Annotated in this window: 17 protein-coding genes; 8 read left to right on the top strand and 9 right to left on the bottom strand. The window is 71.7% G+C overall.

Annotated elements, in window-relative coordinates:
- Positions 1-5 precede the first annotated feature (5 nt).
- A complete protein-coding gene (locus BM333_RS01540) occupies positions 6-899 on the top strand; it encodes an acetyl-CoA carboxylase carboxyltransferase subunit beta (protein ID WP_092306586.1) in 894 nt (297 codons plus the stop codon).
- Positions 900-909: 10 nt separating this feature from the next.
- Positions 910-2,184 (top strand): bifunctional folylpolyglutamate synthase/dihydrofolate synthase, encoded by a 1,275-nt coding sequence (locus BM333_RS01535; RefSeq protein ID WP_092306583.1) that lies wholly within the window; start codon positions 910-912, stop codon positions 2,182-2,184.
- A 6-nt stretch (positions 2,185-2,190) separates the two neighbouring features.
- Here the strand turns inward: BM333_RS01535 and BM333_RS01530 are convergent, their stop codons facing one another.
- Both BM333_RS01530 and BM333_RS01525 read right to left on the bottom strand, forming a co-directional pair.
- On the bottom strand, positions 2,191-2,466 hold the full coding sequence (locus BM333_RS01530; RefSeq protein ID WP_092306581.1) for a hypothetical protein: 276 nt from the start codon (positions 2,464-2,466) through the stop codon (positions 2,191-2,193).
- A gap of 72 nt (positions 2,467-2,538) precedes the next feature.
- A complete protein-coding gene (locus tag BM333_RS01525) occupies positions 2,539-2,835 on the bottom strand; it encodes a hypothetical protein (RefSeq protein WP_092306579.1) in 297 nt (98 codons plus the stop codon).
- Between the two features lie 168 nt (positions 2,836-3,003).
- Here BM333_RS01525 and BM333_RS01520 point away from each other — a divergent pair, with 168 nt between their 5' ends.
- From BM333_RS01520 to mmcB, 3 genes are read left to right on the top strand one after another with little or no spacing between them, the layout of a single operon-like run.
- Entirely contained in the window at positions 3,004-3,909 is a 906-nt protein-coding gene (locus tag BM333_RS01520) for a hypothetical protein (RefSeq protein ID WP_092306577.1), read from the top strand.
- 19 nt (positions 3,910-3,928) lie between these two features.
- Complete coding sequence (gene hslU, locus BM333_RS01515; protein ID WP_092306575.1) at positions 3,929-5,230, top strand: ATP-dependent protease ATPase subunit HslU; 1,302 nt, start codon at positions 3,929-3,931, stop codon at positions 5,228-5,230.
- Positions 5,231-5,283: 53 nt separating this feature from the next.
- The gene (mmcB, locus tag BM333_RS01510) at positions 5,284-5,742 is read left to right on the top strand and encodes a DNA repair putative endonuclease MmcB (protein WP_092306573.1); all 459 of its coding nucleotides are present in this window, start codon (positions 5,284-5,286) and stop codon (positions 5,740-5,742) included.
- On the opposite strand, the gene BM333_RS01505 is transcribed toward mmcB, so the two are convergent.
- From BM333_RS01505 to rph, 5 genes are all read right to left on the bottom strand, one after another.
- A complete protein-coding gene (locus BM333_RS01505) occupies positions 5,727-6,206 on the bottom strand; it encodes a hypothetical protein (protein ID WP_092306571.1) in 480 nt (159 codons plus the stop codon). The two genes, mmcB and BM333_RS01505, sit on opposite strands and share 16 nt — an antisense overlap.
- 58 nt (positions 6,207-6,264) lie before the next feature.
- Positions 6,265-6,786 carry a CHAP domain-containing protein gene (locus BM333_RS01500; RefSeq protein WP_245777101.1) on the bottom strand — a complete coding sequence of 174 codons (522 nt, stop codon included), beginning with the start codon at positions 6,784-6,786 and terminating at the stop codon, positions 6,265-6,267.
- A gap of 38 nt (positions 6,787-6,824) precedes the next feature.
- A complete protein-coding gene (locus tag BM333_RS01495) occupies positions 6,825-7,967 on the bottom strand; it encodes an acyltransferase family protein (protein WP_092306567.1) in 1,143 nt (380 codons plus the stop codon).
- A 37-nt stretch (positions 7,968-8,004) separates the two neighbouring features.
- Entirely contained in the window at positions 8,005-8,376 is a 372-nt protein-coding gene (locus BM333_RS01490) for a hypothetical protein (protein ID WP_092306565.1), read from the bottom strand.
- Positions 8,377-8,439: 63 nt separating this feature from the next.
- On the bottom strand, positions 8,440-9,156 hold the full coding sequence (gene rph, locus BM333_RS01485) for a ribonuclease PH (protein WP_092306563.1): 717 nt from the start codon (positions 9,154-9,156) through the stop codon (positions 8,440-8,442).
- Between the two features lie 43 nt (positions 9,157-9,199).
- Here rph and BM333_RS01480 point away from each other — a divergent pair, with 43 nt between their 5' ends.
- The 3 genes from BM333_RS01480 to grpE are packed head-to-tail and all read left to right on the top strand — an operon-like array spanning position 9,200 to position 11,492.
- Positions 9,200-9,760 (top strand): GNAT family N-acetyltransferase, encoded by a 561-nt coding sequence (locus BM333_RS01480; protein ID WP_092306561.1) that lies wholly within the window; start codon positions 9,200-9,202, stop codon positions 9,758-9,760.
- A 26-nt stretch (positions 9,761-9,786) separates the two neighbouring features.
- A complete protein-coding gene (gene hrcA / locus BM333_RS01475) occupies positions 9,787-10,845 on the top strand; it encodes a heat-inducible transcriptional repressor HrcA (RefSeq protein WP_092307547.1) in 1,059 nt (352 codons plus the stop codon).
- Between the two features lie 32 nt (positions 10,846-10,877).
- On the top strand, positions 10,878-11,492 hold the full coding sequence (gene grpE, locus BM333_RS01470) for a nucleotide exchange factor GrpE (RefSeq protein ID WP_425425113.1): 615 nt from the start codon (positions 10,878-10,880) through the stop codon (positions 11,490-11,492).
- A gap of 4 nt (positions 11,493-11,496) precedes the next feature.
- On the opposite strand, the gene BM333_RS01465 is transcribed toward grpE, so the two are convergent.
- Both BM333_RS01465 and BM333_RS01460 read right to left on the bottom strand, forming a co-directional pair.
- A complete protein-coding gene (locus BM333_RS01465) occupies positions 11,497-12,402 on the bottom strand; it encodes a dienelactone hydrolase family protein (RefSeq protein ID WP_092306557.1) in 906 nt (301 codons plus the stop codon).
- Positions 12,403-12,460: 58 nt separating this feature from the next.
- The gene (locus tag BM333_RS01460; protein ID WP_092306555.1) at positions 12,461-13,096 is read right to left on the bottom strand and encodes an alpha-ketoglutarate-dependent dioxygenase AlkB; all 636 of its coding nucleotides are present in this window, start codon (positions 13,094-13,096) and stop codon (positions 12,461-12,463) included.
- Positions 13,097-13,139 lie beyond the last annotated feature (43 nt).

Here is a 13,139-nt window from a genome sequence, read left to right as displayed (position 1 = left end):
CGCCCATGGTCGACAAGAACAAGCCCCAGACCGAGAAGCGCGGCGGCTGGCTGAGCCGCTTCGCTCCCGGCGTGCGCAAGATCGTCAGCCGGCGCGACACGCCGGACAACCTCTGGGTCAAGGACCCCGACACCGGCGAGATGCTGTACCGCTCGGACCTCGAAGGGTCGTTGTGGGTGACGCCGTCCGGCCGGCATATGCGCATCGACGCGCCGACCCGGCTCAAGTTCACCTTCGACGACGGCGCCTACGAGTCGATCGAGACGCCGGACGTGCCGGAGGACCCGCTCAAGTTCTCCGACGGCAAGCCCTACCGCCAGCGTCTCGACGCGGCGCGCAAGGCGGCCGGCCGCAAGGACACCATGGCCATCGGCTTCGGCGCCGTGGGCGGGGCCGATGCGGTGGTCATCGTCCAGGACTTCACCTTCATGGGCGGCTCGCTGGGCATGGCCGCCGGCGAGGCCTTCATCAAGGCGGCGCGCGAGGCCATCGACCGGGGCGTGCCGCTGGTGTGCTTCACCGCCGCCGGCGGCGCCCGCATGCAGGAAGGGGCGCTGTCGTTGATGCAGATGGCCCGCACCACCCTGGCCATCCAGGAGCTGAAGGCCGCGCAGCTTCCCTTCGTCGTGGTTCTGACCGACCCCACCACCGGCGGCGTCACCGCCAGCTACGCCATGCTCGGCGATGTGCACCTGGCCGAACCGGGGGCCCTGATCGGCTTCGCGGGGCCGCGGGTCATCGAGGCGACCATCCGCGAGAAGCTGCCGCCGGGATTCCAGCGCGCCGAATACCTCCAGGAGAAGGGCATGGTCGACAAGGTCGTGACCCGCGCCGACCTGCCGCGCGTGATCGGCCAGATCCTGTCGATGCTGATGGGCGGGACGCGCCGGGCGGCCTAGAAACGGCCCGATGGACCCGATCTCCGAACGCCTGCGCGCGCGGCATCCGCAGCGCATCGACCTGTCGCTGGAGCGGATGCGGGCGCTGTGCGCGGCGCTGGGCGACCCGCAGCATCGACTGCCGCCGGTGATCCATGTGGCCGGGACCAACGGCAAGGGTTCGACGGTCGCCTTCATCCGCGCCATCGCCGAGGCGGCCGGCCTGCGCGTCCACGCCTACACCTCGCCGCATCTGGTCCGGTTCAACGAACGCATCCGGCTGGCAGGCCGCCTGATCGACGACGCGCGGCTGAACGCCGTGCTGGACCGCGTCGAGGCGCCCGGGCTTGAGGCGACGGTGTTCGAGAGCACCACAGCGGCGGCCTTCGTGGCCATGAGCGAGGCGCCGGCCGATCTGGCGGTCATCGAGGTCGGGCTGGGCGGGGTGCTGGACGCTACCAATGTGATCGAGCGGCCGCTGCTGAGCGTGATCACGCCGGTCGACCTCGATCATGCGGAATTCCTCGGCCACTCCCTCCCCGGTATCGCCAGAGAGAAGGCCGGGATCCTCAAGGCCGGCGCGCGCGGGCTGATCGCGCGGCAGGACGAGGCGGCCATGGTCGAGATCGAGGCCGCCGCCGCTGCCGTTCACGCGCCTCTGACTGTGATGGGCGTGGACTTCGACGCGTGGAGCGAGCGCGGGGGCCTGGCCTTCCAGGACCAGACCCGCTTCCTCGACCTCCCCACGCCGGCGCTCGCCGGGCCGCATCAGATCGCCAACGCCGGTCTTGCCGTGGCGGTCGCACTCGAGTTGGACCTGCCCGAGGCCGCCATCGCGCGCGGGCTTGGCGAGGTCCGGTGGCCGGCGCGGATGCAGCGGCTGACCGCCGGCCCTTTCGGTGAGGCGGCGCGGGCGGCGGACGCGGAGCTGTGGCTGGACGGGGGACACAATCCGCACGCCGGTCGGGCGCTGGCGGCGGCGCTCGCGGAGCGGCAGGCGCGGGCGCCGCGGCCCACGGCCCTGATCGTCGGAATGCTGGCGAACAAGGGCGCCGGCGGCTTCTTCGAGGCGCTGGGCGGGTCGGGGGCGGCGGTCTTCACGGTTCCTTTCGACGGCGCCGCAGCGGAACCCGAGGCGCTGGCGGCGGTCGCCCGGGGTCACGGGCTGGGCGCGCAGGCGGCCGCCAACGTGGGCGAAGCTCTCGCCAAGGCCCTGCGCCTGGGCGCGGGGCGGGTGGTGATCTGCGGATCGCTCTACCTGGCCGGCGAGGTGCTCGGCGCCGCCCGCGAGACCTGGCCCGATTGAGCCCGGTCAGATGTCGGGCGTGCGGACGCGCTGGTTGTCACGCATGAAGTCACGCGTGGTCTGGTCCTGCATGCCCTGCCGCGGCACATCACGGCAGACCCGGGTCCGCCGGTTCGAGCCGGTCACCGTTTCGAACCGGCATACGCGGCGGGTTTCCGGCTGCGGTTCCGCCGCGGTGGCGTCGACGGGCGGCAGGGGCGTCGCGCCCTGCGGGGGCGTCTGCGGCGCCGTCTGAAGCGGCGCGAAGCCGAGCGTCAGGGCGGCGAGCGAGGCGGCGAGCATGGGCGTATTCCTGGGACTCCGGGAGGAACGCGCAACCTAATGTTCAAGGAACGCCGATTGCAAGCGCCGCCGTCAGCTCGGCCCGCCGGGGGTGAGATCGCCCTCATCGGGCAGGCGGACGCGTTGCTGGGCCCGCATGAACTCACGCGTCTGCTGGTCCTGGACGCCGGCCCGCGGCACGTCGCGACAGACGCGCTGCTGCATGTTGGACCCGGTGGCGCGCTCGAGGCGGCAGACCCGGCGCGTGGTCGGCACTCCCTCCTCGCGGCGCGCCTCGGCGGGCGCGGGTGCGGCGGCGATGACGGCGACCTGCCCCGAGCCGGCCTCGGGGGCCGCCAGCATCAGGGCCAGCAAGGTGATGGTCAGCATGGATATCCCTTGATTGATTGGAGACGGCCAATCAGAACATCGATATCCACCGGCGGCAAGCAGCGCCGGCTGGCCCTCTCCGTCGCGTTGTCGGGGGTGGGCGCCTTTCGGCGATTTAACGGGACAGGACGCTGTTCGACGGGTTTCCCTGCGGGCGGAGGAAATCGGATGCTCACGCTCGCCTTTGTCGCGGCCCTGACGGCCGGTTCGCCAGCTGTCGCCCGTCAGCCCGACGCCGCCCCCGTCGTCGCGGCCGAGCGAGCGTTCGCCGCCGACGCGGCGACGCTGGGAGTCGCCGGCAGTTTCAACAAGTGGGCCGTCCCGGAAGCGATCGTCATCGCCGGCGGACGGGCCCAGCGCATCGGCGAGGTCTATCCGGACCGGCCGCGACCGGCCGACGAGCCCCTGCTCGAATGGTGGCCGAACTTCGCCGGCATCGCGCGCTCGGGCGATCTGGGCTTCACGACCGGCGGCGTGGCCGTCGGCGGCCAGCGGACGGGGCATTACTTCACCATCTGGAAGAGGCAGGCCGACGGCTCGTGGAGGTGGATCTACGACGGCGGGTCCGGCGCCAGCGCGGCGAACGTGCCGGGCCCGGACAGCGATCCCGTGATCCTGGAGGTTGGGCCGGAGCCGCCCGCTCCGGCCGCGGGCGACCGGGCCTTTGCGGAGGTGCGGGAGGCGGAAGCCGAACTCGCCCGAGACGCCGCCGTCGACCAGGAGGCGGCGCATCTGGCTGTGATGGCGGACAATGGACGGCTGTACGTGGCGCCGCAGCCGCCGGCGATCGGGCGAGGCGCCTTCGCCGGAGCGCTGGACGGCTGGCCGGCGACCTTCCGGTTCGGCCCGACCGAAGGCGGCGGTCAGTCGGCGTACGGCGACCTCGTCTGGACCTACGGGCCGGCCCTGTGGGAGCGAAACGGGAACGAGCGCACCGGCCATTACGTCCGGCTGTGGCAAGGGCAGGCGGCCGGCTGGCGGATCGTGCTGGCGCAGCTGATCCCCGCTCCGCCGCCGCCCCCGGCGCCTCCGGCCGCGCCTGCGGCGCCGACGCCCCCTCCCGCCGGCGGATAAGGCGCCCTATCTGCGGCTGATGACCGATCTCTCCCCCCGCGAAATCGTCTCCGAACTGGACCGCTTCATTGTGGGTCAGCACGACGCCAAGCGCGCCGTCGCCGTGGCCCTGCGCAACCGCTGGCGGCGCAAGCGCGTGCCCGAGGACCTGCGCGACGAGGTGACGCCCAAGAACATCCTGATGATCGGGCCGACCGGCGTCGGCAAGACCGAGATCGCCCGGCGGCTGGCGAAGCTGGCCGGCGCGCCCTTCATCAAGATCGAGGCGACCAAGTTCACCGAGGTCGGCTACGTCGGCCGGGACGTCGACCAGATCATGCGCGACCTCGTCGAGGCGGCCCTGGTCATGGTCCGCGACAAGCGACGGTCGGGGGTCAAGGCGCGGGCCGAGGGCCAGGCCGAGGAGCGCATACTCGACGCCCTCGTCGGCCCGGGCTCCCAGCCGGCCACGCGCGACGCCTTCCGCAAGCGGCTGCGGGCGGGCGAACTGGACGACAAGGAGATCGAGATCCAGCTCGCCGACACCACCTCGCCGATCCAGGGGCTGGACCTGCCCGGCGGCGGCAACGTCGGGATGATCAACCTGTCCGAAATGCTCGGCAAACTGGGCGGCGGCCGGACGAAGAGCGTGAAGCTTCCGGTGCGCGACGCGCTGGGGCCGCTGGTCACCGAGGAGTCCGACAAGCTGCTGGACCAGGAAAGCCTGACCAAGGAGGCCCTGCTGCTGGCCGAGAACGAGGGCATCGTCTTCCTCGACGAGATCGACAAGGTGGCGGCGCGCTCGGAGGCGCGCGGCGCCGACGTCAGCCGCGAGGGCGTGCAGCGCGATCTGCTGCCGCTGATCGAGGGCACCACGGTGTCGACGAAGTACGGGCCGGTGAAGTCGGACCACGTCCTGTTCATCGCCTCGGGCGCATTCCACGTCGCCAAGCCGTCGGACCTGCTGCCGGAGCTGCAGGGTCGCCTGCCCATCCGGGTCGAGCTGAAGGCCCTGACCCGCGACGACTTCCGCCGCATCCTGACCGAGCCCGAAGCCAACCTGATCCGCCAGAACCAGGCCCTGCTCGCCACCGAGGACGTGACGCTCGCGTTCACCGAGGACGCCGTCGAGGCGTTGGCCGACGCGGCGGTGGCGGCCAATTCCGCGGTCGAGAACATCGGCGCCCGTCGGCTGCAGACGGTGCTTGAGCGGGTGCTGGAGGAGACCAGCTTCAAGGCCTCCGACCTTGCCGGCCAGACCATCGTCTTCGACGGCGCCAGGGTGCGCGAGCGCGTGGCCGACCTCGCGAAGAACGCCGACCTGAGCCGGTTCATTCTGTAGGGCGGTCCAGGGCCACGGTTGAATCCGGAACGGATGCGGAACATAACCTCCGCATGCCCGCCGCCGCCGTTCATATCGAGCTGGTCTTCAGTCGGCCGGAGACCACCCTGTCGGTGACCCGCGGGGCGGCGCGGCTGCTGGTCGACATGGGCTACGCGCCGTTGCTGGAGGTGGGACTGCCGAACGGGCGGCGCGCCGACGTCATGGCGCTGGGGCCGAAGGGCGACATCGTCATCTGCGAGGTGAAGTCGGGGATCGAGGATTACCGCGTCGATCGCAAATGGGGCGAGTACGGACCGTACTGCGACGCCTTCTATTTCGCCGTGGCGCCGGAGTTCCCCGAGGGCGTGCTGCCGGACGAGCCGGGGCTGATCGTGGCCGACGGCTTCGGCGGGGCGGTGGTGCGCGACGCGCCCATGACGCCGCTGGCTCCGGCGCGGCGCAAGGCCCTGACCCTCGCCTTCGCCCGCCTCGGGGCGATGCGGGCGCTGAGGGATCAGGCGGCCGGTTGAGCGGCCGACTGTTCAACGACCGGACCGCTCTCGCCGGCTGACATGATCGCCGCCGTCGAGGCGGCGCAGCCCATCAGGCTCTCCTCACCCACCTTGACCAGGGCGGTCAGCGGATAGGTGCGGTCGCTCATGCCGTCCGAGCATTCGGTGGCGGTGAGGGTGATGGCGATCGGCGTGCCGGCGGTGGTGGTGGTCTCGAGCGTTGCGACCGTGCCCTGGATCGTCGGCTTCGGCTGCGGTCCGCGCTGCTCGGGCCGGTCGACCCCGGAATAGACGACTTCGCCGCCGGTCAGGTCGATGCCCCAGAACGGCTCCGTGCCGAGCAGTCGCACGGGGCGCGACAGGTCGACCCCCGCGAGCGTCGGCGCCGGCTCCGGCGTCAGCGGCGATTCCACAGGGGCTTCCGGCTCCGGGGAGCACGCGGCGAGGACGAGGACAGCGACGGCAGCGACGGGGGGGCGCATGACAGCTCCGGCAACGGGAGGCGGCAACAAGCGCCACCCGCGCGGCCGGGTCAAGACGTCAGGGCTGGCCGATGCTGGGCGGAACCGAGGCCAGCAGCAGGCCGTCCGAGGGCCGGGCCGGGCTGTTGTAGATGAAGCCGTGGGTCGGATAGACGCTCGTGCCAAGGTCGTTGATCGGGTTGTACCAGACCTTGACCGCCGACCAGTCGTTGGCGTCCGAAACGTCGACCACGGTGACATTCTCCTCGACCTTGCCGCGGCTGCCGCCCCAGTTGGCGTGGGTGACCCGGATCACCCGGTCCGTCAGGACCTCGGAGACCACGGCGACGTGGCCGAGGCGCATGCGGCCGCTGGACTGGAAGGCCAGCACAGCGCCGGTGCGCGGCCGCTCGCCGGTGGCGAACTTGCCCTGCGCCTGGGTCCACCAGGTGTGGGCGTCCCCGTAGATGCCGATGCCCGAGAACATCCGGGCGAAGGTGACGCACTGCCAGTACGGCTCGGCCTTCACGGACGGCGGGCTGAAGCCCAACGCGAAAATTCCGAGGAGCGCCGCAACCGCGGCGGCTTGGAGCCGTTTCATCATGCTGGCGTGCTTCCCGACCTGCCTCGGAATCGTCCTTAGACGATAGTTTTCGAGGGTTGAAGAACCCTTTCAGGCGAGTCGGCGGTGGCGGGCGCTCCGGCTTGACCCGGTCGTTTGCGGGCTGCGAACCCGCGCAGGGCCTTGCGGGCCGGGCGTTCGACGAGATGGTAGGTGGCCATGGCCGCCACCGGAATCGCCGCCAGAATCCCCAGCCACACAAAAACGTGAAACCGCTTCTCGTCCGCGCCGAGCGCCCGCGCGGCGAGGTTGGTCATCACCAGCAGCACCGGCGCGCAGACCATGTAGATCGAGTAGCTGATCTCCCCCAGATACACGCCGGCCGCCGACGCCAGCGGCCCGGCCCGTTCATTCGCGAGCGAGCCGAGGCCGAGGATCAGGCCGCCGGCGAACAGCACGGTGACCGGGTCCCACAGCGCCAGCGAGGCGCTGGCGAGCAGGCCGGCGGCTGAGGCCAAGGCGACGAGAGCGGCGCGCCGCAGGGGCGCTTTCCGGTATACGAGGTAGAGGGCGCAGCCGAGAGCGAAGCAGGGGACGATGCGCAGCGCGCCCCAGCGGAAGGTCGCCTCGGTCAGCGGAAAGCCCGCCAGCCGCTCGAAGGCGGCGTAGACGCCGAGCGCTCCCAGCGCGGTCAGGCCGACGGCGAGCCACGGTCGGTCGCGCAGTCGCCAGGCCACGAAGGCGAAGGCGGGGAAGGACAGGTAGGCGAACCACTCGGCCGAGATCGACCATGAGGGGTGGTTGAAGGCCGCCAGAGGGGCCAGGCCCCAGGCGTGCGTCATGGTCAGATGGGCCGGGAGCGCGCGCCAGTCGGTCAGGCTGGCGTCCACGAGGACGCCCGCGAGGGTGGCGGCGATCCCCAGGCCGACCATGGCGAACAGGGTGACGAGGTGCAGCGGATAGACCCGCGCGATCCGCGCCCACAGGAAGCCGCCATAGGAGAAGCCTCCGGCGCCGGCGCGCTCCAGGTAGACGTGGCTCAGGATGAAGCCGGAGAGGACGAAGAACACCTCGACCCCGAGGTAGCCCTTGGTGACGGCGACGGGCACGGAGCCGACGTCGAGGTAGGCCCACGCCGTGTACAGCACCACCCAGGCGGCCGCGAGGAAGCGGAGCGTGGTCAGGGCGCGCAGGTCGGGCGGGGTGGCGACAGGGGTCATGGCCCCTCGAGACTAGGTCGTCAGCCTGCAGGATTCGTTAAGCGCCGCATTCCGCCGGCCGGTCGTCCGGATCGAACAGGGCGCAGGCGCGGTCGATCTCGCCCTGGATCAGGGCGCAGGGGTTCGCGACGTTGCAGGGCGGATGCGTCGCCGGACTGACCATCACGCAGCGTTCGACCAGCCGGGCCGCGGCCGCCTCGCCAACCTGGGACCGGCAGGAGCCGTCTGTCGCGGTGGCGGAGGCTCCGGTCGGCGGCCCGGGATCGACCTCCTCCTGGGGCGGCGCGTCGAGCGGCATCTCCGGCGTCGGGAGTTCCACCCCGGCCGGCGCCGAAGCAGGCTCCTCCGCCGGAGGCTGGCATCCCCCGACAAGGGCGGCCGCCAGCAGGACGAGGATGGGCCGACGCATGGCGGGCTCCGTTCAGTCGCAGGACCTGCCACCTTAGGCACGGTTCGCCGGGGTACGGAACCCTCAGCGCCCCAGCGCCGCCCGCTGCAGGGCGAACAGCTCGGCGCAGCCGCCCTCGGCCAACTGGAACAGGCGTTCGAACTCGGGCCGGCTGAAACCGCGCTTCTCCCCGGTGGCCTGGATCTCCACGATGGTCCCGGCGCCGGTGAGGACGAAGTTGGAATCGGCCTCGGCCGTGGAGTCCTCCTCGTAGTCGAGGTCCAGCACCGGTTCGTCCGCGCATACGCCGCACGAGATGGCGGCGACCTGGTCGAGGATCGGGTCGGTTTTCAGCACGCCTTCGGCGCGCAGGTAGTCCAGCGCCGAGGCCATGGCGACCCACGCCCCGGTGATGGCGGCGGTGCGGGTGCCGCCGTCGGCCTGGATGACGTCGCAGTCCAGCACCACCTGGCGCTCTCCGAGGGCCTTCAGGTCGACCACGGCCCGCAGGCTGCGCCCGATCAGGCGCTGGATCTCCTGGGTCCGGCCGGACTGTTTTCCGGCCGCGGCCTCGCGGCGACCGCGGGTATGGGTGGCGCGGGGCAACATGCCGTATTCGGCGGTGACCCAACCCGCGCCCTTGTTGCGCATCCACCCGGGGACGTTCTCCTCGACGGTGGCGGTGACCAGCACCTTCGTGTGGCCGAAGGACACGAGGCACGAGCCCTCGGCGTAGCGGTTGACGCCGATCTCCAGCGTCACCGGGCGGAGCTGGTCGGGGCGGCGTTCGGACGGGCGCATGGGAATTCCTTGAAGCGATGGCGGCGCTGCTTATCCTGAAACCGTGAGCCTGTATCCCCCCGCCACGACCCCTGACGCCCTCCGGCTGCGTCCCGCGACGTTCGAGGACGCCGACCTGCTGGCGTCGTGGGACCGCGAGCCGCACGTCATCGCCTGCTCGACCGACGACCCCGAGGCCGAGGTGGCCTTCGGCGGCATCGACTGGCGCGAGGAGTTGGCGGAGCAATCCGGGATCAGCTTCTACCGCATCGCCGAGATCGACGGCCGCGCCATCGGGGTGATGCAGATCATCGATCCGCATCTCGAGCCGACCCACTACTGGGGCGACATCGAGCCGGGTCTTCGGGCGATCGACATCTGGATCGGCCCGAAAGACGCTCTCGGGCGCGGCCACGGCACGGAGATGATGCGGCAGGCGCTGGACGCCTGCTTCGCCGATCCGCAGGTGCACGGCGTGGTCATCGACCCGCTGGCCTCAAACGCCGATGCGCATCGCTTCTATCAACGGCTGGGCTTCCGACCGGAGGGGCGGCGGATGTTCGGCGACGACGACTGCCTGGTTCACCGGCTGACGCGGGCGGACTGGGAGGCGCGGGCGCGATGAGGGGCCCTCTGCTGACCTCGACCGCGATGGAAGGTCCGGGCCTCGTCGGTCTGGACGAACGCGCCCGCGACATCTTTCGGCGCATCGTCGAGAGCTATCTTCAGACGGGCGAGCCGGTGGGATCTCGGACGCTGTCGCTGACCGGCGTGTCCCTGTCGCCGGCCTCGATCCGCAACACCATGCAGGACCTGACTCTGGCCGGGCTGCTGGCCTCGCCGCACACGTCGGCGGGGCGGATTCCGACGCATGCGGGCCTGCGCCTGTTCGTCGACGGTCTGCTCGAGATCGGGGACATCAGCCGCGAGGAGCGCCGCGAGATCGACGCCCGTCTGGCGGGGCGAGGGCGCAGCTTCGAGGAGGCGCTGGACGAGGCCTCGACCCTGCTGTCGGGCCTCGCCGGCGGGGCCAGCATCGTCGCCAGTCCGGTCCGCGACGCCGGGGTTAAACACGTGGAGTTCGTGGCGCTGGGCCACGACCAGGCGCTGGCGGTGCTCGTCGCCGACGACGGCACGGTCGAGAACCGCCTCATGCCTCTGAAGGCCGGGGTGACGCCGGCGACGCTGCAGGAGGCCTCCAACTTCCTCAACGCCCGGCTCAAGGGACGGCCGCTGCACGAGGCGCGCACGGAGATGCGGACCGAGCTGGAGACGGCCCGGCGCGAACTGGACGCGACGGCGGCCCGTCTGGTCGAGGACGGCCTGGCCGCCTGGTCCGGCGGGGCCGAGCGCGAGCGCGCCCTGATCGTGCGCGGTCGCGCCAACCTGTTGCAGGATCGGGAAGCGGTCGAGGATCTCGAGCGGGTCCGTGTTCTGTTCGATGATCTGGAGCAGAAGGAGCAGCTGATCGGCCTGCTCGACGGGGTGTCGAACGCCCAGGGCGTGCGCATCTTCATCGGCGCGGAAACGCGGCTGTTTTCGCTTTCGGGTTCCGCCGTGATCGCGGCGCCCTATATGAGCGGCCGACAGCGGGTGCTGGGCGCCATCGGCGTCATCGGGCCCGCGCGACTGAACTACGCCCGTGTCATCCCGTTGGTGGACTACACCGCCCGGGTGCTGGGCCGGATGCTGGACGGACAAGAGACGTGAACGACACCCCCGAGACCCGCGACGCCAACGAACTGGACGCCGACATCGGCGAATCGGAGGCCGAGGCCAACGCCGAGGCCGGCCTCGATTCCACGCCGGGCGATGATCTGGGCCCGATCGACGCCCTGATCGCCGAGCGCGACCAGTGGAAGGACCGCGCCCTGCGCGCCGTGGCCGAGGCCGAGAACACCAAAAGGCGGGCCGAACAGCAGAACAACGACGCCCGCGCCTACGCCATCCAGAAGTTCGCCCGCGACCTGCTGGGGGTCGCGGACACGCTCGAGCGGGCGCTGGCCGTCGATCTGGGCGGCAGCGAGGATCCGGCCGTGGCCAATCTGGTCAAGGGTCTGGAGCTGACCCACAAGTCGCTGCTGCAGGCGTTCGAGTCGAACAACCTGCAGCGCGTCGCGCCGGAGCCGGGCGAGGCCTTCGATCCTCACCTGCACCAGGCGATGATGGAGCAGCCCTCCGATACGGTGGAGGGCGGCAAGGTCATCCAGACCCTGCAGCCCGGTTACGCCCTGTTCGGCCGCACCGTCCGCGCGGCCATGGTGGTGGTCGCCGCCAAGGGCTCGGGCGGCAAGCCGAACGCCGCCGACCAGGCGGCCGGGGCGGCGGCCTACGCCGCCGCGGCCGACAAGGGCTGACGCCTCACGCCTTCACCCGCGCCTCGAAGAATGCCAGCAGTCGCCGCCAGCCGTCGGCGGCCGCTTCCGGGGTGAAGCTGGCCCGATAGTCGGCGTGAAAGCCGTGCGGCGCGCCGGGGTAGACCACGATCTCGCTTTCGGTCTGCCCGGCGCGGGCCAGCGCGCTGCGCATCGCCTCCACGGTATCCAGCGGGATGCCGCGGTCGTTCTCGCCGTAGAGGCCCAGGACCGGACATTTCAGGTCGTCGGCAAGGTCGACCGGCCAGGGCTGGCCCGCCTGCATCTGCGCGGGGGTCGCGTTGGCGGCCGCGGCCAGCCGGCCGTACCATGCCACGCCCGCGTCGAGCACGGCGAAGCGGGCGCAGGCCTGCCACACCACCTTGCCGCCCCAGCAGAAGCCGGTGATCCCGACGCGATCGCCGCGCGCCCACAGCTGCTGGCTGGCCCAGTCGAGGGTGGCGGAGACGTCGCCCATGACCTGCTCGTAGCCGGCGGCGGCGACGATGCGCTGCACCTCCTGCATGTCCGAAAGCGGCGCCGGGTCCGCGACGCGGACGAAGAAGGCCGGCGCGATGGCGGCGTAACCCGCCTTCGCCAGCCGACGGCAGATGTCGCGAATGTACTCGTGTACGCCGAAGATCTCGGAGACGACGATCGCCACCGGGAAGGGGCCGTCGCCCTCGGGACGGGCCACGTAGGCCGGGAGCTGGAAGCTGTCGGGAGCGGGAAAGCTCACCTCTTCCGCGACGAGACCGGCGGCGTCGGTGGTCACCGGGGCGGCCTGGGCGGCGAGGGCGGCCGGGGCGTAGCCCGCGAAGAACAGCCCGCCGAGGGTTCCGCTCGCCAGCGCGCGGCGGCTGAGGCGGATGTCGTCCGGCTCGGGGCCTTCGGGTCGGATCAGCGTCGTCATCGGGGGCCCTCCGTCCTGGGAAAGCGGGACAGTGGCGGTCCTCGCCGCGACGGTCGAGTCACGATTGCCGTGAGGCGGCGGTGGCGCGCCGAAGGGTCAGGTTGAGACGGCCGCCGCCCGGCACGAGGCCGGAGGAGCCGGGCAGGATGCGGTCGATCCCGTGTCGCGCCAGCCGCGCCGGACCGGTGAGGGCGCAGACGTCGCCGGACGCCAGTCTGAGGCGGGTGGTGCGACCGCCTTCGGCCGGGCCGATGCGGAACATCGCGGCGTCGCCGAGGGAGATCGACAGGACCGGCGCGGTCAGGTCCGCCTCGTCGCGGTCCTGGTGCAGGCCCATGCGGGCGGTCTCCCGGTAGAGGTTGACCAGACAGGCCTCCGGCGGGTCCGGCCAGCCGGTCAGCGCGGCCCACAGGCCGATCAGCTGCGGCGGCATCGGCGGCCAGCGGGCGCCGGTGACCGGGTGGGTCGCCTGGTATCGATAGCTGCCCCGGTCCGAGACCCAGCCCAGCGGACCGAGGTTGGTCATCTCGACCGAGAAGGGCCGGCCGCCGGGCGTCACCGGCCGGTAGAAGGGCGCCTGCTCCGTCGCGGCCAGCACCATCGTCAGCAAGCGGGCCTGCGCCTCGGCGTCGAGCGCGCCCGGCCAGTAGCGGAAGCCGGGCAGGCCGGTGTCGATCTCGTGCGGCGGCGACATCGCCCCGAGGTAGGCGGCGGGCAGGACAATTTTAAGCCGCCGG

Origin of the sequence: Brevundimonas viscosa, assembly GCF_900116065.1 — a bacterium.
GTDB lineage: Bacteria > Pseudomonadota > Alphaproteobacteria > Caulobacterales > Caulobacteraceae > Brevundimonas > Brevundimonas viscosa.
The sequence above is the reverse complement of the archived record's forward strand: the minus strand, read 5'-3'. Positions and strand labels throughout refer to the sequence as shown.

Bases quoted from the DNA above. Each gene is read 5' to 3' on its own strand.
- BM333_RS01505 (WP_092306571.1), bottom strand. From the start codon at position 6,206: ATGCGCCCCCCCGTCGCTGCCGTCGCTGTCCTCGTCCTCGCCGCGTGC.
- BM333_RS01460 (WP_092306555.1), bottom strand. From the start codon at position 13,096: ATGTCGCCGCCGCACGAGATCGACACCGGCCTGCCCGGCTTCCGCTAC.
- BM333_RS01540 (WP_092306586.1), top strand. From the start codon at position 6: ATGGTCGACAAGAACAAGCCCCAGACCGAGAAGCGCGGCGGCTGGCTG.
- BM333_RS01500 (WP_245777101.1), bottom strand. From the start codon at position 6,786: ATGAAACGGCTCCAAGCCGCCGCGGTTGCGGCGCTCCTCGGAATTTTC.
- BM333_RS01495 (WP_092306567.1), bottom strand. From the start codon at position 7,967: ATGACCCCTGTCGCCACCCCGCCCGACCTGCGCGCCCTGACCACGCTC.
- BM333_RS01535 (WP_092306583.1), top strand. From the start codon at position 910: ATGGACCCGATCTCCGAACGCCTGCGCGCGCGGCATCCGCAGCGCATC.
- hrcA (WP_092307547.1), top strand. From the start codon at position 9,787: ATGGAAGGTCCGGGCCTCGTCGGTCTGGACGAACGCGCCCGCGACATC.
- BM333_RS01490 (WP_092306565.1), bottom strand. From the start codon at position 8,376: ATGCGTCGGCCCATCCTCGTCCTGCTGGCGGCCGCCCTTGTCGGGGGA.
- BM333_RS01520 (WP_092306577.1), top strand. From the start codon at position 3,004: ATGCTCACGCTCGCCTTTGTCGCGGCCCTGACGGCCGGTTCGCCAGCT.
- rph (WP_092306563.1), bottom strand. From the start codon at position 9,156: ATGCGCCCGTCCGAACGCCGCCCCGACCAGCTCCGCCCGGTGACGCTG.
- BM333_RS01525 (WP_092306579.1), bottom strand. From the start codon at position 2,835: ATGCTGACCATCACCTTGCTGGCCCTGATGCTGGCGGCCCCCGAGGCC.
- hslU (WP_092306575.1), top strand. From the start codon at position 3,929: ATGACCGATCTCTCCCCCCGCGAAATCGTCTCCGAACTGGACCGCTTC.
- BM333_RS01465 (WP_092306557.1), bottom strand. From the start codon at position 12,402: ATGACGACGCTGATCCGACCCGAAGGCCCCGAGCCGGACGACATCCGC.
- mmcB (WP_092306573.1), top strand. From the start codon at position 5,284: ATGCCCGCCGCCGCCGTTCATATCGAGCTGGTCTTCAGTCGGCCGGAG.
- BM333_RS01530 (WP_092306581.1), bottom strand. From the start codon at position 2,466: ATGCTCGCCGCCTCGCTCGCCGCCCTGACGCTCGGCTTCGCGCCGCTT.